This is a genomic window from Methylosinus sp. Sm6 (genome assembly GCF_019802345.1).
Taxonomy (GTDB): Bacteria; Pseudomonadota; Alphaproteobacteria; order Rhizobiales; family Beijerinckiaceae; genus Methylosinus.
The window spans coordinates 69,722-95,644 of record NZ_JAINDZ010000007.1 but is presented as its reverse complement, the minus strand read 5'-3'; the positions used below and the strand labels follow the sequence as shown (position 1 = coordinate 95,644).

26 protein-coding genes are annotated in these 25,923 nt (G+C 66.7%); 10 read left to right on the top strand and 16 right to left on the bottom strand.

What is annotated here, in order from left to right; genetic code table 11:
* The first annotated feature begins 3 nt into the window (after nucleotides 1-3).
* The 5 genes from K3F48_RS06990 (at nucleotide 4) to K3F48_RS06970 (ending at nucleotide 3,377) form a co-directional block, all read left to right on the top strand.
* On the top strand, nucleotides 4-891 hold the full coding sequence (locus K3F48_RS06990; RefSeq protein ID WP_222574698.1) for a YicC/YloC family endoribonuclease: 888 nt from the start codon (nucleotides 4-6) through the stop codon (nucleotides 889-891).
* 115 nt (nucleotides 892-1,006) lie between these two features.
* Nucleotides 1,007-1,645 carry a guanylate kinase gene (gmk, locus tag K3F48_RS06985; protein WP_222574697.1) on the top strand — a complete coding sequence of 213 codons (639 nt, stop codon included), beginning with the start codon at nucleotides 1,007-1,009 and terminating at the stop codon, nucleotides 1,643-1,645.
* A 14-nt stretch (nucleotides 1,646-1,659) separates the two neighbouring features.
* Entirely contained in the window at nucleotides 1,660-1,992 is a 333-nt protein-coding gene (locus tag K3F48_RS06980) for a hypothetical protein (protein ID WP_222574696.1), read from the top strand.
* A gap of 202 nt (nucleotides 1,993-2,194) precedes the next feature.
* Nucleotides 2,195-2,527, top strand: coding sequence for a cupredoxin domain-containing protein (locus K3F48_RS06975; RefSeq protein ID WP_222574695.1), 333 nt, complete (start codon nucleotides 2,195-2,197; stop codon nucleotides 2,525-2,527).
* Nucleotides 2,528-2,540: 13 nt separating this feature from the next.
* On the top strand, nucleotides 2,541-3,377 hold the full coding sequence (locus K3F48_RS06970) for an FTR1 family protein (protein WP_222574694.1): 837 nt from the start codon (nucleotides 2,541-2,543) through the stop codon (nucleotides 3,375-3,377).
* 28 nt (nucleotides 3,378-3,405) lie between these two features.
* Here the strand turns inward: K3F48_RS06970 and recN are convergent, their stop codons facing one another.
* The 9 genes from recN to K3F48_RS06925 form a co-directional block, all read right to left on the bottom strand.
* Nucleotides 3,406-5,109 (bottom strand): DNA repair protein RecN, encoded by a 1,704-nt coding sequence (gene recN / locus K3F48_RS06965; RefSeq protein ID WP_222574693.1) that lies wholly within the window; start codon nucleotides 5,107-5,109, stop codon nucleotides 3,406-3,408.
* A 44-nt stretch (nucleotides 5,110-5,153) separates the two neighbouring features.
* Nucleotides 5,154-6,056: an outer membrane protein assembly factor BamD gene (locus K3F48_RS06960; protein ID WP_222574692.1), complete on the bottom strand. Its 903-nt coding sequence runs from the start codon at nucleotides 6,054-6,056 to the stop codon at nucleotides 5,154-5,156.
* 155 nt (nucleotides 6,057-6,211) lie between these two features.
* On the bottom strand, nucleotides 6,212-7,024 hold the full coding sequence (locus tag K3F48_RS06955; protein ID WP_255608525.1) for a sterol desaturase family protein: 813 nt from the start codon (nucleotides 7,022-7,024) through the stop codon (nucleotides 6,212-6,214).
* 367 nt (nucleotides 7,025-7,391) lie between these two features.
* Complete coding sequence (locus tag K3F48_RS06950) at nucleotides 7,392-7,979, bottom strand: DUF4276 family protein (RefSeq protein WP_222574691.1); 588 nt, start codon at nucleotides 7,977-7,979, stop codon at nucleotides 7,392-7,394.
* 4 nt (nucleotides 7,980-7,983) lie between these two features.
* Nucleotides 7,984-9,153 (bottom strand): AAA family ATPase, encoded by a 1,170-nt coding sequence (locus tag K3F48_RS06945; RefSeq protein WP_255608523.1) that lies wholly within the window; start codon nucleotides 9,151-9,153, stop codon nucleotides 7,984-7,986.
* Nucleotides 9,154-9,227: 74 nt separating this feature from the next.
* Nucleotides 9,228-10,262 (bottom strand): aspartate-semialdehyde dehydrogenase, encoded by a 1,035-nt coding sequence (locus tag K3F48_RS06940; protein ID WP_222574690.1) that lies wholly within the window; start codon nucleotides 10,260-10,262, stop codon nucleotides 9,228-9,230.
* A gap of 173 nt (nucleotides 10,263-10,435) precedes the next feature.
* On the bottom strand, nucleotides 10,436-10,813 hold the full coding sequence (locus K3F48_RS06935; RefSeq protein WP_222574689.1) for a 6-carboxytetrahydropterin synthase: 378 nt from the start codon (nucleotides 10,811-10,813) through the stop codon (nucleotides 10,436-10,438).
* On the bottom strand, nucleotides 10,810-11,442 hold the full coding sequence (gene queE / locus K3F48_RS06930; protein ID WP_222574688.1) for a 7-carboxy-7-deazaguanine synthase: 633 nt from the start codon (nucleotides 11,440-11,442) through the stop codon (nucleotides 10,810-10,812). Before queE ends, K3F48_RS06935 begins: the two co-directional genes overlap by 4 nt.
* A 70-nt stretch (nucleotides 11,443-11,512) precedes the next feature.
* Entirely contained in the window at nucleotides 11,513-11,881 is a 369-nt protein-coding gene (locus K3F48_RS06925) for a cytochrome c (RefSeq protein WP_222574687.1), read from the bottom strand.
* Between the two features lie 243 nt (nucleotides 11,882-12,124).
* On the opposite strand from K3F48_RS06925, the gene K3F48_RS06920 reads away from it, so the two are divergent.
* Together K3F48_RS06920 and phbB are read left to right on the top strand one after the other, a co-directional pair.
* Nucleotides 12,125-13,300, top strand: coding sequence for an acetyl-CoA C-acetyltransferase (locus K3F48_RS06920; RefSeq protein ID WP_222574686.1), 1,176 nt, complete (start codon nucleotides 12,125-12,127; stop codon nucleotides 13,298-13,300).
* Nucleotides 13,301-13,401: 101 nt separating this feature from the next.
* Nucleotides 13,402-14,127, top strand: coding sequence for an acetoacetyl-CoA reductase (gene phbB, locus K3F48_RS06915; RefSeq protein ID WP_222574685.1), 726 nt, complete (start codon nucleotides 13,402-13,404; stop codon nucleotides 14,125-14,127).
* A gap of 42 nt (nucleotides 14,128-14,169) precedes the next feature.
* Here the strand turns inward: phbB and K3F48_RS06910 are convergent, their stop codons facing one another.
* From K3F48_RS06910 to K3F48_RS06895, 4 genes are all read right to left on the bottom strand, one after another.
* A complete protein-coding gene (locus tag K3F48_RS06910; protein ID WP_222574684.1) occupies nucleotides 14,170-16,305 on the bottom strand; it encodes a PAS domain S-box protein in 2,136 nt (711 codons plus the stop codon).
* A 182-nt stretch (nucleotides 16,306-16,487) separates the two neighbouring features.
* A complete protein-coding gene (locus K3F48_RS06905) occupies nucleotides 16,488-18,560 on the bottom strand; it encodes an elongation factor G (protein ID WP_222574683.1) in 2,073 nt (690 codons plus the stop codon).
* A 131-nt stretch (nucleotides 18,561-18,691) separates the two neighbouring features.
* Nucleotides 18,692-19,789, bottom strand: coding sequence for a DUF2332 domain-containing protein (locus K3F48_RS06900; protein WP_222574682.1), 1,098 nt, complete (start codon nucleotides 19,787-19,789; stop codon nucleotides 18,692-18,694).
* A gap of 53 nt (nucleotides 19,790-19,842) precedes the next feature.
* Entirely contained in the window at nucleotides 19,843-21,249 is a 1,407-nt protein-coding gene (locus K3F48_RS06895; RefSeq protein WP_222574681.1) for a hypothetical protein, read from the bottom strand.
* A 356-nt stretch (nucleotides 21,250-21,605) separates the two neighbouring features.
* On the opposite strand from K3F48_RS06895, the gene K3F48_RS06890 reads away from it, so the two are divergent.
* Together K3F48_RS06890 and K3F48_RS06885 are read left to right on the top strand one after the other, a co-directional pair.
* Nucleotides 21,606-22,034, top strand: a complete 429-nt coding sequence (locus tag K3F48_RS06890; RefSeq protein WP_222574680.1) for an Hsp20 family protein — start codon at nucleotides 21,606-21,608, stop codon at nucleotides 22,032-22,034.
* A gap of 363 nt (nucleotides 22,035-22,397) precedes the next feature.
* Nucleotides 22,398-22,973 (top strand): lytic transglycosylase domain-containing protein, encoded by a 576-nt coding sequence (locus K3F48_RS06885; protein WP_222574679.1) that lies wholly within the window; start codon nucleotides 22,398-22,400, stop codon nucleotides 22,971-22,973.
* A 323-nt stretch (nucleotides 22,974-23,296) separates the two neighbouring features.
* On the opposite strand, the gene K3F48_RS06880 is transcribed toward K3F48_RS06885, so the two are convergent.
* From K3F48_RS06880 to K3F48_RS06870, 3 genes are all read right to left on the bottom strand, one after another.
* Nucleotides 23,297-23,515, bottom strand: coding sequence for a helix-turn-helix transcriptional regulator (locus K3F48_RS06880; protein WP_222574678.1), 219 nt, complete (start codon nucleotides 23,513-23,515; stop codon nucleotides 23,297-23,299).
* The gene (locus K3F48_RS06875) at nucleotides 23,516-24,091 is read right to left on the bottom strand and encodes a hypothetical protein (RefSeq protein ID WP_222574677.1); all 576 of its coding nucleotides are present in this window, start codon (nucleotides 24,089-24,091) and stop codon (nucleotides 23,516-23,518) included.
* Between the two features lie 65 nt (nucleotides 24,092-24,156).
* A complete protein-coding gene (locus K3F48_RS06870; protein WP_222574676.1) occupies nucleotides 24,157-24,735 on the bottom strand; it encodes a hypothetical protein in 579 nt (192 codons plus the stop codon).
* A 305-nt stretch (nucleotides 24,736-25,040) separates the two neighbouring features.
* Here K3F48_RS06870 and K3F48_RS06865 point away from each other — a divergent pair, with 305 nt between their 5' ends.
* Nucleotides 25,041-25,745, top strand: coding sequence for an outer membrane protein (locus K3F48_RS06865; RefSeq protein WP_222574675.1), 705 nt, complete (start codon nucleotides 25,041-25,043; stop codon nucleotides 25,743-25,745).
* The last annotated feature ends 178 nt before the right edge of the window (nucleotides 25,746-25,923 follow it).

The following is a 25,923-nucleotide window of genomic DNA, read 5'->3' as shown; positions in this document are numbered from 1 at the left end:
AACATGCCCCTCGCCAGCATGACGGGCTTCGCCCGCGCCCATGACACGCTCGGACCATGGCGCTACGCCTGGGAAATAAAGACCGTCAACGCCAAGGGGCTGGATCTGCGGCTGCGCGCCCCGCCCAATTTCGACGCGGTGGAGATCAAGGCGCGCGCGCTGATCGCCGGGCGCGTCGCGCGCGGCGCATGTTTCGCCGGCCTCACCGCCAAGCGCGACGATTCGGTGGTCGAGACGCGGATCAATCGCGTCGCGCTGGAGCGCCTGTTGAAGGCGCTCGACGACGTGCCGTTCCACGCTTCGCTCGGTCCGGCTTCGCTCGATGGCCTGCTCGCGGTGCGGGGCGTCGTCGAGATCGTCGAGCCCGAGGATGACGAAGAGCAGCGCAGCGCGCTCGACGCGCAGATTCTCGCGACGCTCGCCACGGCGCTCGACCAGCTCGTCGCCTCGCGGCTTGCGGAGGGCGCGGCGCTCACTGCGGTGCTCGCCCAGCGGATCGTCCGCATCGCCGAGCTGACGACGCAGGCCGAGGCGCTGCCCGGGCGCGGCGCCGAGGCTGTTCGCGCGCGTCTTGCGCAGCAGATCGCCGCTCTGCTCGACACCGGCGCCGCCTTCGATCCGCAGCGCCTGCATCAGGAGGCGGTGCTGCTCGCGGTGAAGGCGGATATTCGCGAGGAGCTCGACCGGCTGAAGACGCATGTGGCGAGCGCGCGCGAGCTGCTCGCCAAGGGCGGCCCGATCGGCCGCCGCCTCGATTTCCTCGCCCAGGAGCTCTCGCGCGAGACCAACACGCTCTGCGCCAAATCCAATGACGGCGCGCTCACCGCCATCGGCCTCGAGCTGAAGATCGAGGTCGAGCAGTGGCGCGAGCAGGTGCAGAATATCGAGTGAGGAGCGAATAGCGAATGGAGCGAATAGCGAATAGGGAGTAGCGAATAGGGGGAGTGGACCTTCAATTCGCTACTCGCTATTCGCTACTCGCTACCCGCTCAGTCCCGGACCGCCGATGCCCCACACACCCGACCGCCGCGGTATCGTCCTCATCCTCTCCTCGCCCTCGGGCGCGGGAAAGACGACGCTGACGCGCATGCTGCTGCAGAATCGGGAGCTCGATCTCACGCTGTCGATCTCCGTGACGACGCGCGCGCGCCGCTCCAGCGAGGTCGACGGCATTCATTATTCCTTCATCTCGCAAAAGCGCTTCGAGGCGATGCGTGATTCCGGCGATCTGCTCGAATGGGCCGAGGTGCATGGCAATTTCTACGGAACGCCGCGCGCGCCGGTCGACGAGATTTTGAGCGAGGGACGCGACGCTCTGTTCGACATCGATTATCAGGGCACGCAGCAGGTGCGCGACAAGATGGGCGCCGACACGGTCACGGTGTTCATTCTGCCGCCATCGATGAAGGAGCTGCGCGCGCGGCTCGAGCGACGCGCCGAGGACACGCACGACGCCATCGAGCGCAGGCTCGACAACGCCCGCAATGAGATCCAGCGTTGGAAGAGCTATGATTATGTGCTCGTCAACGACGATCTGCAGAAGACCTTCGACGATCTCATCGCCATTCTGCGCTCCGAGCGCCAGCGCCGGCCGCGGCGCATGAAGGGGATCGAGGCTTTTGTGGCGCGTCTGTTGAGCGAGTGACGTTTGGGGGGCCGATGACGAATTATCAGCGCTTGCTCTTCGCCGCCTGCGCGCTCGCCGGCTGCAATTCCGCGCAGCCCCCGACGGCGGTCGCGCCCGTCGTCGCGAGCCGCAATGTGACGCCGCGGAATTTCACGCTTCCGTCCGGCTCCGGCTGCGCGGGCGCTATCGCGCGCTACCGCGCCGTGCTGGACAACGACCTCGCCATGGGCCATGTCGGACAGGGCGTCTACGCCACGATCCAGTCCGAGCTGGGGCCGGCCGATTCGGCCTGCTCTGCGGGGCGCGACGGCGAGGCGCTGTCGCTGCTGCGCGCCAGCAAGTCGCGCCACGGCTATCCCGGCTGAGCCGCGCTGCGACCTTTGGACCCGGCATAGATTGGAAGCAATCCGATCTGACGCCGTTGTTCGCGCACGATCATTACTTTACGTTATTGTGACAGTTCGTCGACGCTTCCGCGGCCTCGCCCGCGCTCTCCTGGGCCGGTTTTTGCTTCCGCTTCCGCGAGGCTCGGCGGGGGCGTCGCCATTCGCTCTCGAAAGGCATGAGATGACCTTTTTTCGCACCCTTCTCGCCGCCGCCGCTTTGGTGGCCGGTTCCGCCGCTTCGGCCTCCAGCGAGACCGCCCTGCAATTGACGATCAAGGATCACCGCTTCGAGCCCGCTTCGATCAACGCCCGCGCCGGCGAGCCGATCGCCATAACGGTGAAAAATTTGGACGCTACTCCCGAGGAGTTCGAGAGCAAGGCGCTCAAGGTCGAGAAGGTGGTCGCCGGCAATGGCGAGATCACCGTGCGGCTGCGTCCGCTGAAGCCCGGCCGCTACGCTTTCGCCGGCGAGTATCACGAGGACACCGCCAAGGGCGAGCTGATCGTCGAGTAAGAGGGAAGAATACATGCTGGGCGCGCTCATCATCGTCTTTCGCGAGGTCATAGAGGCGGGCCTCGTGATCGGCATCGTGCTCGCGGTCACCCGCGGGGCGCAGGGGGCGCGGCCCTTCATCTTCGGCGGCGTCGCGGCGGGCGCGCTCGGCGCCGGCGTCGTCGCCGCCTTCGCCGACGCTTTGTCGCAGGCGGTCGCCGGCCGCGGACAGGAGCTGTTCAACGCCGGCGTGCTCGCGGTCGCCGTGGCGATGCTCGCCTGGCACAACATCTGGATGGCCCGCCATGGCCGCGAGCTCGCGTCGGAGCTGGCGGCGGTCGGCCGCGCCGCCGCGGCAGGCGAGAAATCCTTTCTGGCGCTCGCCGTCGTCGTCGCCCTCGCCGTGCTGCGCGAGGGCTCGGAGGTCGCGCTGTTCCTCTACGGCATTCTCGCCTCGGGCGAGTCGGGCAGCGCGCTCCTGCTCGGCGGGCTCGGCGGCCTCGCGCTGGGCGCGGCGGTCAGCGCGCTCACCTATTTCGGCCTCGTCACCATACCGGCGCGCCATTTGTTCGCTGTCACCACGGTGATGATCACTCTGCTCGCCGCCGGCCTCGCGGCGCAATGCGCCGGCTTTCTGCAACAGGCCTGGATCGTCACGGCGCTGTCGGAGAGCTTGTGGGACACGTCGGCGGTCCTGCCCGATTCCAGCATTCTCGGCCGCGTCCTGCATACGTTGATCGGCTACACCGACCAGCCGACCGGGTTGCAGGTGATCGTTTATCTCGCCACTTTGGCTGGGATCGCCATTGCGACGAGACTCGCCTCGCCGCCCCCGCGCGCGCCGAAGACGGCGCAGGCCCCGGCGGAATAGGCCGGATCTCACCCCCTCGGCGACGGCCTCACGCTCCGCCCGCCCCTTCCAGCAGCCGCGCGGCGGCGGCGCGGGCCTCGTCGGTAATCGTCGCGCCGGCCAGCATGCGGGCGATCTCCTCGCGCCGCTCGGCCGCCGCCAGCTCGGCGACGCGGGTTGCGACCCGGCCGTCCTCGGCCTTTCTGCCGGCGCCGGTCGCGCTGTTGGCCGCGCTTTTGGCAATGCGCAAATGGCGGCTCGCGCGGGCGGCCACCTGCGGCGCATGCGTCACCGTCAGCACCTGCGTGCGCTGCGCCAACCGGGCGAGGCGCTGGCCGATGGCGTCCGCCACCGCGCCGCCGACGCCGGTGTCGATCTCATCGAAGACGAGCGTCGGGGCCGAGCCGCGATCGGCGAGCACGACCTTCAGCGCCAGCATGAAGCGCGCGAGCTCGCCGCCAGAGGCGACCTTCACCAGCGGGCCGGGACGCGAGCCCGGATTGGTCTGCACCCAGAATTCGACCCGGTCATAGCCGTCCGGCCCGCCACTGCCCGAATCGCTGACGATCTCGGTGCGAAAATGCGCGCCATCGAGCCTCAGCGGCTTCAGCTCCGCATCGACCAGAGCGTCGAGCTTCTTCGCCGCCGCCCGCCGCGCCGCCGACAGGCGTTCCGCCGCGCGCGCATAGGCGGCGGCGGCCCGCTCCGCCTCCTGCTCCAGCGCGGCGATGCGCGCCTCGCCCGCCTCCAGCGCGGCGAGCTCGCCGGAAAAGCGCTCGGCGAGCGCGGCGAGATCGTCGACGGCGACCTGATGCTTGCGCGCGGCGCCACGCAGCGCGAACAGCCGCTCCTCGAGCCGCTCCAATTCGCGCGGATCGAAATCGGCGTCGGCGAGCGCCTGCTCCAGCGCCTGCTCGGCGAAGCCGATCGCGTCGAGCGCCGCCGAGATCGCCCGCGCCGGCGGCTCCAGCAGCTGCGGCGCCTGCGGCAGCCGACGCTCCAGCCGCCGCGCCGCCGCGGCGATCTCCGAGGCCGGCGAATGATCGCCGGAAAAAGCCGCGAGCGCGTCGCGCAGATCGCCGGCGACTTTTTCGGATCGCTGCATGGACTGGCGCCGCTCGGCGAGTAAGGCCTCCTCGCCCTTCTGCGGCGCCAGCGCCTCCAGCTCGTCCACCGCATGGCGCAGATAATCGGCCTCGGCGCGGGCCGCGGCGACGCGCGCCTCCTCCTCGGCCAGCGCCTTGCGCGCGCACTGCAGGGACGCATGCAGCGCGCGGGTCTCCGCGGCGAGGCCGGCGAGGCCGCCATGGGCGTCGACGAGCGCGCGATGGGCGCTCGGATCGACCAGCGCGCGATCATCATGCTGGCAGTGGATTTCGACCAGCTCGGCGCCGATGGCGCGCAGCGCCTGCGCGCTCACCGGCTGGTCATTGACAAAGGCGCGCGTGCGGCCGTCGGCCGTCTGCACGCGCCGCAGCACCAGCTCCTCGCTCGTGTCGAGATCGAAGGCGCGCGCGGCGCCATGGGCGGCGTGGGTCGGCGGCAGGTCGAACACTGCGGTGACCTGTCCCTGCGCCTCGCCGGCGCGCACCAGCGCGGCGTCGCCGCGCGCGCCGAGCGCCAGCAGAAAGGCGTCGAGCAGGATGGATTTGCCGGCTCCCGTCTCGCCGGTCAGCGTGGTCAGGCCGGACGCGAACTCGAGATCGAGCCGGTCGATGAGGACGATGTCGCGAATGGACAAGCGGACGAGCATGTGCGCGCTACTTCACTGCCGGCGCCCGCCGACCATCGCGGCCGTCAGCTGGCGCCGAGCGTCTTCCCGATCTTGGAGAGCCAGGAGCCCTGATGCTCCTGCGGCGCCACGCCGCCCGCTGCGAGCAGCGCGTGAGCGTCCTTGTACCACTGCGAATCAGGGAAATTATGCCCCAGAATGGCGGCCGCCGTCTGCGCCTCGTTGACGATTCCCATGGCGAAATAGGCTTCGGTCAACCGATAGAGCGCCTCCTCGGCATGGCGGGTCGTCTGATATTTGGCCAGCACGTCGTGAAAGCGGTTGACCGCCGCCGGATAATTCTTGCGCGTGAGATAGAAGCGGCCGACGGCCATATCCTTGGCGGCGAGCTGGTCGCGCGCCACCTGGATCTTGTATTTGACGTCGGCGACATATTCCGATTTGGGATATTTCTCGACCAGCTGATTGAAGATGACGAGCGCCTTCTGCGCCGTCTCCTGATCGTGCATCACGCTCGGCACTTGATTATAATAGGACATGCCCGCGAGATAATACATATAGGGCGTCTCGGGCGAGGTCGGATAGAGCCCGATGTAGCGCTGCGCCGAGGCGACCGCGTCGTCATAGCTCGGCTTTTGATATTGGGCGAAGGTCTGCATCAGCAGAGCTTTGCGCGCCCAATGCGAGAAGGGATATTGCTTCTCCAGCTCGCCGAACTTCTTGGCCGCGTTCTCGTAGTCCTTCGCCTCGAGCTTGGCGAGAGCTTGATTATAAATGTCCTCCGCCGGAATGTCGGGCAGCAGCTCCGTCTTGTATTTCTCGCCGGAGAACAGGCCGAAGCCGTTCGAGATGCTGTCCAGAATATCGGCGCGGCCCGGCGCGGCGGGAAGAGACGCGACGAGCAGCGCCGAAAGAGCGATGCGGCGCGCGGCGGCGAAACGGCGGGACGGGCGTGAAATCATCGGCATGTCTTCTGCCTCATCGGCATTCGCGGGTCGACGTTCTGTAAACCATATCATTGCACGGCGCCACTCGGGGCGCAGCGAGCCTGTGAATCGAGAGAAGACGAGCCGCTTCGGGCGAGAATATGGCCGATGCACGAAAGCGCGATCCGTAATCGTCCTCAGGCCGCGCTTTCCCGCGTGCGCTGACGCGCGCGCTCGGGTGCGAGATCCCAGCGGGTGCGGAAGATCGTGTCGCAGAGGCCGGGGCTGCCGAATCCGTCGGAGAAGCTCACATTGCCGCGCGTGTGATGATTGCCATGCGCGACGCTGGAGGTGAGATGGTCGAGAACGAAGTTGAGCCGCCGCCGCCAGCCGGTCGCCGCGGAATCGCGGAAAGCGACGCCGAAATCATAGCCCGAATGCTCATAGAGCCCGCCGAAGGCGCCGAGGCAGGGCACGGCGAGCTGGAACAGCATGTTCGAGCCCCCGCCGCCGACGAGAATGAGCGGCAGCAGATAAGGCAGGGCGATCTCGAGGAAGAAGTCGGCGCCCGATTGGTAGCAGGCGCTGATCGCCTTGCTGGCGCCGGTCGTGTGATGGAGCGTGTGGCCGAGCGGGCGCATCAAGGCGGGATGATGCATCAGCCGGTGCGAGACATATTGCACGACGTCATGGCCGATGGCCATGCCGACCAGCGACGCGACCGCCGGGACGAGCGAAAGCTCCGGCGAGCCGACGAAGGCGAGGCCGAAATATTGCGACGCCAGCATGGCCGGCAGCAGGATCGCCGTCTGATTGAACAGCACCCGCGGCAGCAGCTGCCGATAGCTCATTCGATCGAGGTCGCGCACCTTGAAGCGCGCGAGCCGCCGGGTTCGGTCGCACCATTCGAAGGCGAGCCCGACGCCGTGAAAGGCGAGCATATGGACGAGCCAGGCGAGGAAGGACAGGGGCAGGGCGACGAGCGGATCGAAGAACATGAAGACGAGCATTCCCGAAAGGAGCCGTCGCGACGCGCGCCGCAAAGCGCGCCGAGCGGCTGAACTCGTCAGTTCATAGCCGAGTTCTGGGCGATTTTAAAGGCTTGCGCGCGGCGCGCTTTGTCGCGCGCGGCGGGCGGCGCAGGGGCGATCGACCGCCGAGCGCCGCGCCCTCGATTCGCGCAAGCGGCCGCCGCTCGGCCATCGCTCGGAACCACGATCATCCCAGCGCGCGATTTTGGGTTCTTCCCGACGCTCCGCCACGCCGCCTGGCGCGCCGATCTTCGCCGGCGCCCTCGCTGTGCTGGCCGCGCGCGGCTCGCCGCAATTTCTCGCTCTGCCGGTCGGGGCGATTCTCGTCATCGGCCAGAGCGTCGGCTCATGTCAAAGCCTCTCGAATTCGTCGGCTGGCCTTGGACAGGCTCGGACTTCGGCCGGAGGCCCGTTCCGCCGACCAGCTCGTTCGAACGAACTCGCATAATCTCGAATTATAGCCGAACCCCTGCGACGCCGCGGCGCCTTTCATCGGCAGAAGATCGTTTTGCAAGTCCCTCGGCGCGGCGCGAGCGAGGCGCAGAAGATATCGCTTGGGGTCTCGCAGAGACTCGGGGTCGGCGACGATCTTCTGCGGGGAAATGTGAAGGAACGTCCCTAGTCCTTCTCTGTCCGCCAACAGCCATGCTTCGACCTCGCGAACCGCCACGCGAAAAACGAGATTCGGCGGCCGGGTTTTCGCGCCGAACCATTCACGGATCAGCACGGGCGGACAGGACGCCGCGTCGAGATCGGTGAGAACGATGACCGGCGCTCTCCTCGCCGTTGCGCAAAACTTGTCGATGCTCCGGCGAAGATAGCCATAGCCGTCCTTCCGAACGGCCCGAACGCCTGCTTCGCTTCCCGTGGCCTCGACGACGAGGCGACAGACCACGGCCTCGCTCAACTCGTCCTCCGTCGCGACGAGCAGCATCGGCTCAGCTCAACGCCATTTTATGCAAATCTTTGGGATGCGCTTTGGGGAGCAGAATTTCGGCCGGCGAAAACCCTTCCCGCATCAAATCGAGCTCTTCGTCCGAGGGCGACCGAACAATTGTTCCCTCTTGAACGCGTTCGAGCCAGAGAACGCCTCTTCCATCGACGCTCTTGTTATCGAGCAGCGCCTGACTATGGGTGCTGATGATGATCTGTCGTTGCCGCTTCTTCGTCGAGCGGCGAACCTGCTCGATCAGTCGAGGAAGGTTGCGAACGATCTCCTCGTCGAGAGAAAGCTCGGGCTCTTCCAGCAATAATAAGCTGTCGCCTTCCATGAGCAGCCAGAACAGCGCTATCAGCCGGAGCGTTCCGTCCGAAAACTGATCCTCCCGCTGCCAACCCGCGCGCGGGCGATGATGCGCATATTTGGCTTCTAAATGAGGGCGTCCGGTAATCTCGTCACGGACGAATTTCAATTCCTCGAATTGAGGCACGGCCACAGACAGCGCTTTTTGTATGCGCGACAGCCGGGAGCTTCTGACCTTTGCGCTCGATTTGGCGACACGCTCGAGAAAAGCCTGACCAAACGGATCGCTTTCGACGGTCTGCCCGCCGATTGCGCTTCCGAACTTCACCAATTGAGGCACGAGATGCAGATAGGCGATCTCGCTGAACTGGTCAGCAAGCTCTCTGAATTCAGAGTTCGTCTGAATTTGCTCCAGAGAGGTTTGCGTCAAGCGCTCTCGATCGAGAAGGTCGTTTTTGTCGGGTCTTCGAAGCAGGCAAGTTTCTTTGCCAGCGACGGACTTGTACACTTCCTCTGCTGCAACGATCGGCCGCTTGGCGCCGCCGCCTTCAGACTTGAGCGCGAGAATATATCTCCAGAGGGGCGCCGGATCATCGAATTTTTCCGAGAGCTGAACCTCTATCACAACCTCCGGCTTGCTGCGCGCGTGCAAGCAACGCAGCTTCTTCAGCCCCCCGCGATCGGCTATGGCCTTTTGAATGCCGCCGCCCTGAGCCTTGGCGATATCTCTCAAGAAACGGAACACGTCGAGCAGGTTGGATTTCCCGGTCGCATTTGCGCCGAGCACATAGGTCACGTCCAAAAGCCTCGCTTCTGCGTGCTGGAAGTTCTTCCAATTCTGAAGCTCGACTCGAGAAATCAGCATGACCTATGCGCCCGCCCGATATCTTTTGCGTGTCCCTCGCTTTTGACGCCAACTACGAAAAGCCCGAAGCTCCCTCACGCCGCCTTCTGCTTCGGCGCGATCAGCTTCCTGTTCATCAGCACCTCGGCGATCTGCACCGCGTTCAGCGCCGCGCCCTTGCGCAGATTGTCGGAGACGCACCACAGCACGAGGCCGTTCTCGACGGTCGGGTCGTCTCTGATGCGCGACACATAGGTCGCGTCCTCGCCCGCCGCCTCGTGCGGGGTGATGTAGCCGCCGGGCTCGTGCTTGTCGATGACGAGCACGCCCGGCGCCTCGCGCAGAATATTGCGCGCCTCGTCCGGCGACAGCGGGTTCTCGAACTCGATGTTCACCGCCTCGCTGTGGCCGATGAACACCGGCACGCGCACGCAGGTGGCGACGAGCTTGATCTTTGAATCCAAGATCTTCTTCGTCTCCGCCATCATCTTCCACTCTTCCTTGGTGAAGCCGTCCTCCATGAAGACGTCGATCTGCGGAATGAGGTTGAAGGCGATGCGCTTGGGAAACTTCTTCGATTCCAACGGATCGGAGACGAAGACCGAGCGGGTCTGGGCGAACAGCTCGTCCATGCCCTCCTTGCCCGCGCCGGAGACCGATTGATAGGTGGAGACGACGACGCGCTTGATCGTCGCCACGTCGTGAAGCGGCTTCAGCGTGACGACGAGCTGCGCGGTCGAGCAATTGGGATTGGCGATAATGTGCTTCTTGGTGAAGCCCGCGGCCGCGTCGGCGTTCACCTCCGGCACCACCAGCGGCACGTCCGGGTCCATGCGCCAGGCCGAGCTGTTGTCGATGACGACGCAGTTCTGCGCGCCGATGCGCGGCGACCATTCGCGCGACACGTCGCCGCCGGCGGACATGAGGCAGATGTCCGTATCGGAGAAGTCATAGGTGTCGAGATGACGGCATTTGAGCGTCTTGTCGCCGAAGGACACTTCCGTCCCGATCGAGCGGGACGAGGCGAGCGCGACCACTTCCGAGACCGGAAAGCGACGCTCCGCCAGAATGTCGAGCATTTCGCGGCCCACATTGCCTGTGGCGCCCACGACGGCGACCTTGAAACCCATGGGACGTTCTCCTCGTGCCCCGCCACGACGGCGGCGCGGCAAAGCGAGCCTGAAGGCTCGCGATCCAGTTCCCGCCCTTGGACCGCGAGCCTTCAGGCTCGCTGTTCGCGCTGCCCTTCGACTTTGGGGTTATGGCCGCCGCGGCGCGAATTGTCGAGCCCCGCCGCACGCCGTCACCGCTTGCGCAGCACGCAGCCTTCGTTGCAGGTGTCGCGGAACACGCCGACCTCGAAGATCGCCGGCAGATCGGGCTCGAGGTCGCGCCAGATATAGACGCAGAGATTCTCGAGCGTCGGCTTGCCGAGCCCCTCGAGCTCGTTGAGGAAGGAATGATCCAGCTTCTCGCGCAGCAGCGCGAGGCGGCGGCCGAGCTTGCCGAGGTCCATCACCCAGTCCTCGCCCTCGACCCGCGGCCCGCGCAGCGTCACCCGCACGCGGAACGAATGTCCGTGCAGATTGCGGTAGATTCCCCCTAGCGGGTGCTCCGGGTCGCACAGAGCATGCGCCGCCTCGAAGCAGAACTCCCGATAGACTTCGAACTCGAGCGTCATCTCACCCCGATCGCCTTGTGCGTCTGCAGCGAGAACCGCCAGCGCGGATGCGCGAGGCAATAGTCCGCCGCCGCCCTCGTATTGCGCGCCGCCTCCGGCCCGTCCATGGGCTGGAGCAGGAAATGGTGGAAGGCGAGGCCCTCGAACAGCTCCGGCTCGGCGCCCTCCTGCGGATAAACGAGCTTCAACTCGTCGCCGCTGGTTTGCACGAGCGGCGCCCCGGCCTTGGGGCTGACGCAGATCCAGTCGATCTCCCGCGGGACCGCCCGGGTCCCATTGGTCTCGACCGCGATCTCGAAGCCCTGCGCGTGCAGCGCCTCGATCAGCGCGCCGTCGATCTGCAGCATCGGCTCGCCGCCGGTCAAGACGACGAATCGCCGCTCGCGCTTTTCGCCCCAGAGCGTGGCGAGATGATCGACGAGCGCGGCGGCGCTCTCGAAGCGTCCACCCCCCTCCCCGTCGACGCCGACGAAATCCGTGTCGCAGAAGCGGCAGGAGGCCTCGGCCCGATCGGCCTCGCGGCCGCTCCAGAGGTTGCAGCCGGCGAAACGGCAGAAGACGGCGGCCCGTCCGGCGTGGCGGCCCTCCCCCTGCAATGTCTTGAAAGCCTCCTTGACCGCATAGGCCATGACGCCGATCTCCGATCGATCGGCGCTGATTAGGGCCTCGCGGCGCCTGCGTCCAGCGCGGCCGCGCGGCTCACCCGTGCCGCGGCCTCTCGTCCTTGTCGACGCCGGGCTCCGGGGGACGCGGGCGCGGGTCGAGGCTGCGGATATAGGAGACGATGTCGTCGATCTCGCGTCGCGACAAATGCATGTCGGGCATTTTCGGATGCGGGTCGACGAGGAAATTTGCCAGCGCCTTGGCGTCCTCGCGGCGGCGTGCGATGTCGGCGAAGCTCGGCGCGTCGGCCATGGCCCGCTTCTGCCCGTCGGTCACCAGATGGCAGGACGCGCACCAGCGCTGGGCGATCCGCTTGCCATGGGCGGCGTCGCCGGCGGCAAAGGCCGGAAGGGCGGCGATGATCACGGCCGCTGCGGCGGCGATCGCCGATTTTTGTGGCGCCATTGGCTCTGTCCTCCCTGTGGCGACGCCGGACGCCGCCCACCGATTCGGCATGAGATCATGATTTATCGCCCGAGAGAATGCGACCGAGGCGCGCGAGGGGAGCCCCGCGGGTCGTCTCCGCGAGGGGCGCGCGGCGAATTGTTCGTCGGCGGGCGCTTGACGAGCCTCGCCGCAAAATGCTCAACGTGCGCCCGAGCAGCGTCCCGAGGGCGCCTCGCAAGCTCGACCTAGCAGGAGATCGACATGACGACGGAAATCGTGATCGTTTCCGCGGCGCGTACCGCCGTTGGATCGTTCAACGGAGCGTTCGGCTCGACGCCGGCCCATGAGCTCGGCGCCGTCGCGGTGAAGGCCGCCATCGAGCGCGCCGGCATTGCGGCCGCCGATGTCGACGAGGTCATCCTCGGCCAGGTGCTGGGCGCCGCGCAAGGCCAGAATCCGGCGCGCCAGGCGGCCATCAAGGCCGGCGTGCCGCAGGAGAAGACGGCTTTCGGCATCAATCAGGTGTGCGGCTCGGGCCTGCGCGCGGTGGCGCTCGCCGCCCAGCAGATCCAGGCGGGCGACGCCAGCGTGATCGTGGCCGGCGGCCAGGAGAGCATGTCGCTGTCGCAGCACTCCGCGCATATGCGCGCCGGCACCAAGATGGGCGACGTCAAATTCGTCGACACGATGATCGTCGACGGCCTGACCGACGCCTTCAACAATTACCACATGGGCATCACCGCGGAGAATGTCGCGGCCAAGTGGCAGATCAGCCGCGCCGAGCAGGACGCTTTCGCCGTCGCCTCGCAGAACAAGGCGGAAGCCGCCCAAAAGGCGGGAAAATTCAAGGACGAGATCGTCCCCTTCACGGTCTCCACCCGCAAGGGCGATGTGATCGTCGATCAGGACGAATACATCAAGCATGGCGTGACGCTCGAGGGCGTCGCCAAGCTGAAGCCGGCCTTCACCAAGGAGGGCACGGTGACGGCGGCCAACGCCTCCGGCCTCAATGACGGCGCCGCGGCGCTCGTCGTGATGACGGCGGCGGAAGCGGCCAAGCGCGGCCTCACCCCGCTCGCCCGCATCGCCTCCTGGGCGACGGCCGGCGTCGATCCGTCGGTGATGGGCTCGGGCCCGATCCCGGCCTCGCGCAAGGCCCTGGAAAAGGCCGGCTGGAAGATCGGCGATCTCGATCTCGTCGAGGCCAATGAGGCGTTCGCCGCTCAGGCGCTCGCCGTGAACAAGGACCTCGGCTGGGATCCGGCGATCGTCAACGTCAATGGCGGCGCCATCGCCATCGGCCATCCGATCGGCGCCTCCGGCGCGCGCATTCTCACGACGCTGCTCTATGAGCTCGCGCGTCGCGGCGGCAAGCGCGGCCTCGCCACTCTGTGCATCGGCGGCGGCATGGGCGTCGCGCTGACGATCGAGCGCTAATTGTCAGCGAGTGGCGAGTAGCGAGTAGCGAATAGAATTTTGCTGCTCCTCTACTCGCTATTCGCCATTCGCTATTCGCAAACAAAAGAAAGGAGCATCCAGTGGGCAGAACAGCGGTTGTGACGGGCGGCACGCGCGGCATCGGCGAGGCGATTTCCAAGGCGCTGAAGGCGGCCGGCTATGGTGTGGCCGCGACCTATGCGGGCAATGACGAGGCGGCGGCGAAGTTCAAGGCCGAGACCGGCATTCCGGTCTATAAGTTCGACGTGTCGGACTATGACGCCAGCGCCGCCGCTCTCGCCCAGATCGAGAAGGATCTCGGCCCCGTCGACGTGCTCGTCAACAACGCCGGCATCACCAAGGACCGCCTGTTCCACAAGATGGAGCTGGCGCAGTGGCGGGCGGTGATCGACACCAATCTCAACTCGCTGTTCAATGTCACGCGCCCGGTCATCAACGGCATGCGTGATCGCGGCTTCGGCCGCATCATCGTCATCTCGTCGATCAACGGCCAGAAGGGCCAAGCCGGCCAGACCAACTACTCCGCCTCCAAGGCCGGCGATATCGGCTTCGTCAAGGCGCTGGCGCAGGAGAGCGCGTCGAAGGGCATCACTGTCAACGCCATCGCGCCCGGCTATATCGCCACCGAGATGGTGAAGGCCGTCCCGCAGGAAGTGCTCGACAAGCACATCATCCCGCATATCGCCGTCGGCCGCCTCGGCGAGCCGGAAGAAATCGCCCGCGCGGTCGTGTTCCTCGCCTCCGACGAGGCCGGCTTCATCACCGGCTCGACGCTGACGATCAACGGCGGCCAGTATTTGACCTGACGCATGTCGCGAGGGGACGCGCCGCGCCGGCGCGTTCTCCTGTCACTCGGCGAGGACTTCGTCGCCGTGCTCGCCGGCGAGAGGCAGGGTGAAGCTCAAGATCGCGCCGCCGCCGGGGTTCGCTTCGGCCCACAGCCGGCCGTAATGCGCCTCGACGATCGCGCGCGAGACGGCGAGTCCGACCCCGAGGCCATAAGTCTTGGTGGTGACGAAGGGCTCGAACAACAGGCTGGTGATCTCCTCCGAGAGTCCCGCGCCGGTGTCGGCGATGTCGGTGCGGATCATGCCGCCGTCGACGAGGCGCGTCGAAATGACGAGCTCGCGCTTGTCCGCGCCCTGCATCGCCTCCACGGCGTTGCGCTCGAGATTGATCAGCACCTGCCGCATCTGCCCGCGATCGACGATGACCCGATCATTCGCCGCCGCGAGCTCGACCGTCACTGCGACCTTCGCGGCCATCGGCTCGAGAGCGGCGTAGCCGCGCGCTTCTTCTATAATCACATGCAGGCTCTGCAGCGTCTTGTCCGGCTCCGCGGCGGCGACGACGCCGCGCAGCTGGCCGATGATCTGCGCGGAGCGCATCACCTGGGCGATCGCCCGCTCCAAAATGCGGTCCAGATCGCGGGCGGGGTCCTGCGCCGGCCCTCGCTGCAGCAGCCGCCGCGCCGTGCCGAGATAGGCGGCGATCGCGGAGAGCGGCTGGTTGATCTCATGGGCGACGCCGGCGGCGACTTGCGCCATCAGATCGAAACGGTCGACCCGCAATTTGCGCATCTGCGCCTCGGCGCGGCGACGCTCGGTCAGATCGCGCAGGAAGCCGATGAACAGGCGGCCGCCGTCGAAGGGCGCCTCGCCGATGGTCAGCTCCAGCGGAAATGCGCCGCCGTCCTTGCGCCGCCCCATGAGCTCGCCGGCCCCCGGCGCGCCTGCGTCCTTCGTCGGCGGCCATTCGGCGAGGAGGCGTCCGGGGTCGCACGCTTGCGGCACGAACAGGTCGAGCGGACGGCCGATCGCTTCGGACGCCTCATAGCCGAACATCTGCAGAGCCGCCGAATTCAGCGAGAGAATCACGCCGCTCTCGTCGAGCGTGGCGATGCCGTCGACGGCGCTTTCGACGAGCGCGCGCAAATGGGCTTGATTGGCCATCGCCTCGCGCTCGGCGCGCTTGCGCTCGCTCACGTCCCGCATGGTCCTGGCGAAGCCGCGTAGCTGCCCGCGATCGTCGCGCAACGGCGAAATCTGCGTCTCGACGGGGAACAGCGTCGCGTCCTTGCGCAGGCATTCGCTCTCGCCCCTATAGCCGCCATGCGCGGCCGCATGCTCGAGCTCCAGCGCAGCCGAGCCGCGCCGATCCTCGGGATAGAGAAGGGCGCCGTCGCGGCCGACGATCTCCGCCGCCGCCCAACCGCAAATTCGCTGCGCGCCATGGTTCCAGCTCGCGATTCGTCCTTGCGGATCGAGCGTGAACAGCGCCGTATCGGGGGCGCCCTGGGCGATCAGGCGGAAATATTGCTCGCTGTCGCGCAGGGCCTGTCTGGCGCGATGCGCTGCGACATTCTCGACCACGTCCCAGCGGCCGTTGCGGCGCATCAGCGCGAAATCATGGCGCGCGATGACCTCCAGCGCCTCGTCGGCCCCGCAGCACGACAGCGGATAGGCGCAGAGCGACAGGATACGCCTCGATGCGACCAGCGCGCCGAGCCGCGTCGCGTATGTGGTGATATGGGGCCAGTCGTCGGCGGCGAATTCGGGGGCGTTGCCGGCGATGCGCAGCCCTTCGAAACCGCGAATATAGGCGTCCTCGAGCTCGGCCTCCACCTTGCGCAGCGCTTGACTGCCGTCGAGCCTGCCCTCGAGGACGTAAATCGCCTCGAACGGCACGATCGCGATGCGGCCGCCCTCATGGCGATCGCGCAGCTTTGGCGAGAGGCGACGCAAGGCCGCCGTCGCGTCCGCGACCGCGACCGGCGGGGCCACGGCCCAGAGGCACAGCTCGCCGGCGGCGAGGCCGGCGGCGAAATAGGGCGCGACGATCTCGAGCAGCTCGTCCGCATTGCGATAGAATTGGCAGAAATGCGAGCCCCAGGCCAGCTCGCCGACGCCCTCGATGCCCGACGCGCGCAGCGCTTCGCCTATTCCAAACGATCCCTCGAAGCACAAATGCGTTTCGGAATGCATGCGCTCTGTTCCGGAATAGACAGCCTGCGCCGACATTGGGGCCCCGCGACGGCGATCGCCGAGCGCGTGACTTTGCCGCCGCGTGAACTTTGCCAAAATGGGACAGCGATGGGACGCCTATCCGGGCGGATCAAGAAACGAGCCAGCACTGCTCCGTGCCTGCCTGAAACAAGCGTCTCAGGTCATCGCTCCGCCGTTGCTCCGCCGCGCGCGGCGACCACCTCGCGCGCCTGGCGGCCGACCACCTCCGCGAGATGATCGAAGGCGGCCTCGAAGCTGCCCGCGCCGGAGGTCGCCGAGCGCAGCTCGATGATGAGGGCGCCGATCTCCGCCTCGGGGATGAGCGCCTCGATCTCGTCCCACCCGTCCCAGCCGGCGCGCGGACGAAATCCGAGAATTTGTCCACGTCTGGCCGAGACGAGGGAGGTCGCGCGCGACATTGCCTCGCTCGGCGTGCGGATCACCACGGAGAGCACGGGCTCGAGCAGGACCGGCTCCGCCTTGCCCAATGCCTCGATCATGCCGATGCGCGCGGCGGTGCGGAACGCCATGTCGGACGAATCGACGCTGTGATAGGAGCCGTCGACCAGAACGGCCTCCACATCGACCACCGGAAAGCCGAGCGGGCCGCGGGCCAGCGCGTCGCGACAGCCGGCCTCGACCGATGAGTAGTATTGTTTTGGCACAACTCCGCCATGCACCCGCTCGAGGAAGGCGAAGCCCTCGCCGCGGCCGCGCGGCGCCACCTCGAGCGCCACATCGCCGAATTGGCCATGGCCGCCCGACTGTTTCTTATGCCGTCCGCGCACGCTCACCGCGCGGCGGATGGTCTCCCGATAGCCGATCGCCGGCGGATGGGCGCCGACGGTGACGCCGTAACGGGACGCGAGCCGCTCCAGCGCGACGCGAATATGCATCTCGCCCTGACCGAGCAGCTTCATCTCGCCGAGCTGCTGATCGTGGACGAAGGCCAGCGAAGGGTCCTCGTCGATCAGCTTGGCGAGCGCGGCGGTGAGCCGCATTTCGTCCTTGCGGTCCTTCACGGCGAGCGCGAGCGCATAGACCGGCGCCGGCGCTTCGATCTTCGCGGCGGCAGGCGCCGTCCCATGAGTGTCCGCGCTCAGAATATCGCCGACCGCGGCGTGCTCGAGCCGGCCGAAGGCGAGCGTATCGCCGGACTCGGCTTTGGCCTGACGCGTCGCCGCGCCGCCGATCAGCGAAAAGAGGCCGGAGATCTTGTCCTCGACGCCCGCCGCGCCGACGACGGCCTGTCCATCGTTGAAGCTCCCCCGCAGCACGCGCGCGAGCGACAGCTTGCCGCCATGCGGCGTGTGGACCGCGCGGATGACCTGCGCGAGCGCGGGGCCATTGTCGGCGAGGCCGCGCCGCGCCCGCGTCTCGCCGATCCTCGGCGCCTCGTGGCGCAGCGCCTTCAGCAGCCGCGACACGCCGGCGCCGCGCTCGGCCGCGCCGACGAACGCCGGCGCCACATGGCCGCCGCGCATCTCCTTGGCGAGATCGTCGAAAATCTGATCGCGCGGCGGCTCGATATCGGTGAGCAGCTCCTCCATCAGCGCGTCGTCGTAATCGGCGAGCCGCTCCAGCATGGAATAGCGCGCCTCCTTCTCGAGAACCGCTTCGCCCGGCGGGATCTCGACGACCTCGGACGGCGCATGCTCGCGATAGACATAGGCGCGCTCGAGCGCGAGATCGATGAAGCCGACGGCGATACCATTGTTCCAGATCGGGATCTGCCGCAGCAGCAGCGGCGTGCGCGAGACCGATTGCAGCAGCGACAGCGTGTCGCGCAGATTGCCCTGGGCGACGTCGATCTTGTTGAGGAACAGGAAATGCGGAACGCCCGCATCCTCGACCGCGCGCAGAACGAGCTGCAACGCCGGCAGCTTGCGCGGATCGGCCTCGGCGACGACGATGGCGGCGTCGGCGACGGGCAGGACCTGGCGCTGCTCGTGAGCGAATTCGACCGAGCCGGGGCAGTCGACGAACACATAGCGGTCGCCGAGATAGTCGACGCCGCCGACATTGCTCTCGACGCTCATCGCATGGGCGCGCGCCTCGGGCGAGGAATCGCCGACGCTGGTTCCGTCGCGCACGAAGCCCTGGCGCGCCACCGCGCCGCATCGCGCGAGCAGGCATTCGAACAGGCTGGTCTTGCCGCTCTGAAAAGGGCCGACAAGCGCGATCAGACGCGCGCCTGCGGCTCTCGCCTCGCCGGACGTTCTCGTTTCACTCATGACCCGCTCCCGTTGCCGGCGCCGGCGAGTGGAAACCTTGTCGGCTCCGTCAGACGATGCTCCCACCAAGCCGGCGGGCGCGCAAGCGTGAAACTCGGACGCGTCGCCGCAGGAGTCATTGCGCTGCAGCATCAAGAGATAGGAACGGGAGCCTTCGCATTCCACTGCGCCCAGCGGCCGTGGAAGTCGGCGCGGCCGAGCGCGACGCTCTCGCCGCTGGGCCAGAGCGTCAGCGTGACAGCGGCCGAACGCATGTCGCCATCGGCCTCCATGCGCGCCCAGGCGAAGGGCGCCGCGCGCGTCGCCGCCGCGCCCGCCGCCTCGATCAGCGCTTTGGCGCGGGTCTTCGTCTCGAGCGGCAGATATTGCCAGACGATGCTGTGGTGCAGCAGCCGGGCGCGGCCGGGCGCGAGCGGCGCCGCGAGACGCGCCGCGAGAAAATCGCCGGCGTCGGCGCGCTCGACGCGCTCCTCGCGCCGCGCTGCGAGAGCGAGCGCCGTCTCCATGCGCGCGAGACGCTCGGCTTGATCGGGCCAGACATAGGCGAGCAGGCGCTCGCGGTCGGCCGGGAGACCAGGGTCGAGCGGATCGACGTCGCAACCGGAGCGGGCGGCGATCTCGAGCGGCGCGCAGAGCGGCGGCGGCGCGCCGCGCCAATCGCAGACGAGCCGCAGCCCTGCGTCCGGCGGTCCCCAGCGGCCGACGCCGAGATCGTGAGAATAGCGGTCGAAATGGAGGTTGAGCCCGGCGCTGGCGCCGATCTCCAAGATCTCGAGCGGCCGCTTCACCACAGAAGCGACGTAGAGAGCGCCGCCGAGCAGAATGGACGAACGCGCGGCCTCATTGGTCTGTGGCGGCCGATCGAGAAAGCCGGCCAAAAATTCGTCATGCTCTCCGATGGCGGCGGCGAGCGCGCGCCGCAGCGCCGCTTCGCCGACGTCTTGCGGCGGATAGGCCGCGGCAAGCTCCGGCGCGCGTTTCGAGCGGGCGAGGAAATGCAAGGCGCCAGCGGCGCGCAGAGCGAGCGCGTCGGCCGTCGCCCGCCTGCCCCATGAGAGAATGCGGCGGCCGAACGCGCTCCTCGTATCGAGATCGGCGCGCAGCATCTCGCAGAGCGCGGCGGTGAAGGGCGAGCCGAGATGGCGGCAGGCTTCGGCCTGCGTCGCGAAGCAGGCGTCGACGGGCGCGCGCTCGCCCGGCGCCGCGGCGCGCGAGGAAGGTGTCTCCATAGCGAAATCTTAGCCGAAGATTCCCGTCGAGAAAAATGCTCCGGCGCGCAGCGTCAATGAGAATGCGCGTGCGGCTCCCCTTGGCCGGCCGAATGCGAAGCAGACCCGCGATGATGCGCAGCGTGCGCTCGCGCATCCGCGCCGTGATCATGTCCCGCGCCATGCTCATGCGCATGCTCATGCTCGGCGTGCTCATGATCGCCGTGATCATGATCCGCGTGATCGGCGTGACCGTGATCGGAATGCACGTCGCCGAACAGCGGACGCCCGATCGTATCGGGAAAGATCTTGTCCAGATAAATGCCGAGCGCGGCCATCCAGCCGACGCCTCTGCCACTCTGATTATTGATCGGAATGATTGCCTCGGCGCCGATCTGCCAGGCGTCGTCGACATAGAGGAGGCCGGGATTGATCGTGCCGACCGTGGCGCTCGGAACGAAAGCCGTGGAGAAGGCGCGCGCATTGGGCCAGATCTCGACTCCGCCCTGCACGGGGAAGCTCCAGGAGGCGGCGCCCGAGACGGGCGTGCGGAACTGCGCCTCGACGAGCGGCGTCAAGCCGCTGATGAGGCGCTCGACGCCTTGTCCGCGCGACTTGCGACCATAGCCGAGATTGTACTGCAGGCTCGCGCCATAGACGAAGGTCGGCGAATGCCGGCAGTCATTGACGCTGCGCATGTCCATCGTCACGCCGAATGTGTAGGGGCTCGGCATGTCGATGCAGGACATGTCCATGACCGAATTGATCATGCCGGACATGTTTGCGCCGACCGGGATCATGCCGGTGTTCGAAACAGAGAGCGTGCGCGACCATGTCGGCAGCCGCAAGCCGAATTGGCCGGTGATCGCAAAGGGACGCGCCCAGGCGAGCGTCTCGGGCAGATCGCCGAAGCCCTTGCCGAACCACAGCATCGGCGTCAGCGTCGTGTAGCGCGGCGCGCCGGAGGAGCGGTCGCCGCTGCCGCCCCAATCGACCATCGCTCCAGCCGAGAGGACGAGCTCGCTCCCCTTGTCGACGAGGAATTGATATTTGAGCGTCGTCTGCAGATTCTGCCAGCCCGTCATGGTCATGGTCGGCATATACATCGGCATCCACATGAGCATGGGCTCCATGCCATGCATGTGCATCGGATCCATGCCCATCATATGGTCCATCGGCATGGCCATCAGCGAGTAATTGTCCGGCATCCGCATGCGCGTCCATGTGCCGGCCAGGGTGACGCCCAAATCCTCGGTGATCCGCTTGGACCATTGCATGGGGACGTCGAATTCGCGCGTGTAATCGCCATTTTTCGTTCCCATCGCCATCGGCATGAAATCATCGGTGACGCAGGGCGTGTCGATGGCGAGCGTCATCGGAATATGGCGCGGGCCGATCATGCAATGAGCCGAAGCGCGCGGCGCGGCGGCGACCGCGGCGAGCGTCGCCAGCGCGGCGAGCAAGCGGGGAAAGGGAGACATGGAGCGCGTCCCGATGGCTGGCGCAAGAATGGACTGCGAGACGCAACGCGATGATTCGTCGACGATAGCGCAATCTAGCCCCGCACAAGGACGCGCCAATTCGGGGAACTGCGCGGAAATCTTTTCAACATCAATGCTGTATGAAAATCGAACGGCTCCGATGACGACGCCGGCGAGCGCGAGCATCGCGCGGAGGGCAGGCGCGCCGCACCGCCGTGCGGCGGAGCCGCCGCGGTCTCGTCGGTTGTGAGCGAGGCGGGCGCTTGATCGCGCCGAGCTTCGGCTCCATATACGCCGCGGGGCGCCGATGACGGGCCTCGCAAATCAACGACGAGAAGCGCCGCGAGGGCTTCGCCATGGCACGACTGCCGACGCTCAATTCCCCTTTTCTCCTCGGCTTCGATGAGATCGAGCGCGCGCTCGACCGCGTGACCCGCTCCGCTTCGGACGGCTATCCGCCCTATAACATCGAGCGCTTGCCGCGCACGGAGGACAGCCCCGAACGGCTGCGGTTGACCTTGGCCGTCGCCGGCTTCACCCGCGACCAGCTCGACATCGCGCTCGAGGAGAATCAGCTGGTCATTCGCGGCAAGCAGGTCGACGATCGCGAGCGGCACTTTCTCCATCGCGGCATCGCCGCGCGGCAGTTCCAGCGCGCCTTTCTGCTGGCCGAGGGAATGCAGGTGCTCGGCGCCGATCTGCTCAACGGCCTCTTGTCGATCGACCTCGTCCGGCCCGAGCCGGAGCGAGTCGTCCGCAAGATCGACATTGCGACGCCGGAGTAGCGGCGCGTCACTCGAGCTTGAAGAGCCGAAAGCCCCTCCCTCCTCTGCTGCGCAGAAGAGGGAGGCGGCGGACGTTTCGCGAAACTTCGATGACACGCCGAATCTGCTCCCTCTCCCGCGAAGCGCTACGGTATGCACACATCTTGGAATGCGCAGCGCCGTCATGGCCGGGCCTGTCCAGGACGAGCCCGGCCATGACGGCCTCCTGGAAATGTGTGACTCCGTTAGCGCGAAGCGGGGGAGGGGCGTCGAGCCCGATCGCCTGTTCCTCGCCGGCCGTCGCTCCGCCCTTTCCCTTCGGCGATCGCCCCAGTCGACAATCGTCGGCTCGGCCGTTAGGTTGTCGCCCATGGAGGGCCTGGAATGAAAGAAACGATTCGCGCCGTAGCGGCGCTCGGGATCGTCGCGCTCGCCGGTTGCGCCAGCGCGCCGACGGACACGGGCTTCGTCGCCAAGGCGCCGGACGAGCCCGTTCCTCCGCCGGAGCCGATCATCCTCACGCCGCGTCAGAAGCTCGAGGCGAGCATCACGCGCAATGCCATCGCCTACGATATTCCGGAATCGCTCATTCATGCGGCGGTGCGCCGCGAGAGCAATTACAATCCCGCCGCCAAGCATGGTCCCTATTGGGGCCTGATGCAGATCCGCTACGAGACGGCGCGCAGCGTCGGCTACAGCGGCCCGGCCAAGGGCCTGCTCGACGCCGAGACCAATCTCAATTACGGCGTCGCTTATCTCGCCAACGCCTATCGCGTCGCCGAGGGCGACATCTCCCGCGCCATCAGGCTCTATTCGACTGGCTTCTACTACGAGGCCAAGCGCAAAGGCCTGCTCGGCCACATGCGCACGGCCGGCGACGCCGCGCCCGAGGCGACCGAGCAGGTCGCAAAAATCGCCGACGCGGGCGCGTCCGAGGGGGCGGCCGGCTCCGCGAAGTGAGCGCGCACCGCTGCGCGACCACGGCGACCTTTCCGCCGCAGACCTTTCTACAGCGTCACGCCGGACGACAGCGTCGCGCAGAGCCCGCGGGCGTCGCGCCGACGCTCCAACAATACGCCCTCGATCGAGCTGTTCTGGCCCTCGACGCGCGCTTCGAAAATGCCGCCCGTCCCCGGTACGAAGCGAAGATTGCGAATATCAGAAGATTCACAAGCTCTGAGGAGCCGCCGCAGACGGCGTCTGGAATGACGGCCGCAGTCGAAATCAAAGCTTCTCTCCATTGCCGTCGGGCGCACGGAGCCCGGTTGCGGTGGCGAGCCGGCTCACGCCTCTTTCGTCTCGGCGCGATATTCCAATATGTCGCCGGGCTGGCAGTCGAGGACCTCGCAGATCTTCTCCAGCGTGTCGAAGCGCACGCCCTTGACCTTGCCCGATTTCAGCAGGCTGACGTTCTGCTCGGCGATGCCGATATGCGCGGCGAGATCGCGTGAGCGCATCTTGCGCTTGGCGAGCATCACGTCGAGGTTGACGATGATCGGCATCTACACGAACCGCTCATGCTCGTCGACGATCTCGGCGGCCGTCTCGAGGATCACGCCGAGCGCGAACACGCCGCCGCAGAACAGCAGATAGAAGACATCCTGCGGGGTGATCCAGGCGCGAGCGGGCGACTCGGCGAGGAGCTCGGTCGAAAGAAGTCCATTGACGAGAGGGTGCGCCATGATGTCGAACATTACGGCAGCCGAGCCGGTCAGCGCAAAAAGACGCATCGCCGCCGCCGCCGCGACGGAGAACACGCGTCCTTCGAGGTAGATCCCCGTGAGACGCCACAAGCGCGCGACCGCGAGCGCCGCCAGCGCCCAAGTGGACAGAGCGATCGACGTCGAGGACCAATAGGCGAGATCGGAAACGCTCTCGGGGTCCAAGCCATAGAGCTTGCGCATGGTTTCCAGGCTGTCGGCGCGATGGCCCCAGTTCCAGCATGTCAGTCCGATTCCGAAAACGAGCCAGGCCGCGGCGACGAGGCGAATCGAATAGCAGGTCCAACGCAGCTTCGCATTGAGTGCGACGAGCTGCACGGATGGCGGCGGGGCGCTCTCATCGATGGCGTCGGTCATGATCCTCACCCATAAAAGACCCCATCGAACGGTTCAACTCTGGCGCAGGCCCACCTTCGCTACGCTCAGACGAAGCGCGCGTGCTCGCGGGCGATTTTCGCGGCGGTCTCGAGGATCACGCTGAGCGCCAGAGCGAAGATGCAGCACAGCACGCAGAATATGTTTATCGGAGCCAGCCAGATCTGTAACGGAACCTTGACGATCTGCTCGGCCCACAGCAGCGCCGCGCCGAGCGGGAGCGTCACGAGGCCGGCGATCGTGGCGGCGAAGCCCCACAGCGCGACGAGGCGCAGGGTCGCCGCAGCTTCGATCGAAAAGACTCGTCCGTCCAGATAAATGCCGGTCAGGCGCCAGAGCCGCGCTACGACGATCGCAGGCAACACGAATTCGAGCATCCAGAGAGTCACCGCGCTCCAATATCTCAAATCAGAGACTCCCGCCGAATCCAGCCCGTAAAGCTCGTTCATCAGCGCCAGAAACGCGTCTCGGTCGCCGAGATCCCACAGCGTGGTCGCCGACTTGAAAAGGATCAAGACCAGGGCGGCGAGGCGGATCGAGTGACATGCCCAGCGCAGCTTCGGATTCAGCGCGAGGCGCCGCGCGGAGCCGCTCGACGCCCTGTCGCTGGTCGTGTCGTCGCTCATCGTCGCCATCCTCGTTTTCGCGCCGAGCAAGAGGCCCGACCTCCATAGCATAGGCGCCGGCCCGGATATGCACGCGCCGCTCCTGCTCGGCCCGCGCAGCGGGCGGCGCCTCAGGACGAGGGTTGGGGATTGGTCCTTCACCTGACCGCCCTGCCTCGAGGCCCGAGCAACATTGACGCGAGAAATTTTTAATGTAAAACATGAATATATTAATCTATTTCATGCTATATACGGCCTGTTGCATGAACGCTGCCTCGACCCGGCGGCGGCCAGGGCCAAACGATCACTCGAACGAAGGATGCGATATGAAAACCTGGACCATCGCCTGCTGCTCGGCCTTGCTTTCTGTCGGCACGGCGACAGCCGCGGATTTGCCTGCCCGCAAGGCGGAGCCCGCTTTCGCGCCGCCGCCGGCTCTGCTTTTCGAGGGGTTCTACGTCGGCGCGCACGCCGGCTACGCCGGGTTCGGCGACCGCGCGCAAACGGTGCTCGCGGCGAACAATGCGGTCCTCTCCTCCAAGACCGGAAGCGGCGGCAGCTTCATCGGCGGCGTCCACGCCGGCTATGATTGGCGCTACGGCCCTCTCGTCTATGGCGTTGTCGGCGACATCTCGGGCGCCCGCGCCCGCGCCTACACGGTCGACCCGATTTTCGGCTATGGCGTGCAGAACACGATCGATGCTCAAGGATCGATTCGCGGACGCTTGGGCTGGAACTACGAGCGCGCGCTGCTTTACGTCACCGGCGGCATGGAACTCGCGCATATCGAGCGGTCCTATCAGGCGCCGCTCGGCTCGACGACCACCAATTGGTGGTCGGTGACGCCGACGGTCGGCGCCGGCGTCGAATACGCCCTCGATACGCGCTGGAGCGCGCATATCGAAACGCGGTGGTTCGGCGGGCGCACGCGAGCCGAAGCCGAAAATTTGGCGCGGCCGGCGCTGGCGACGCGGCACGCACAGGGCGAAGGCTCGCTGACAGCGGGCGTCAGCTATCATTTCGGCGACTGAGCAGCGATCGGGCGGCTCGTGTCATTCGAGCGACGCGGGCCGCGCCGCTCGAGGAGACGCCTTCGGCCTGCCGGCGGCAGCGGCAGGCTGACATAAAGACTTGTTTATATCTTTATTGCATCCCTTCGCCCGTCTTGCTATAGGCGGGCGCTAGGACCCGCGCTCGCCGCCCGTGCGA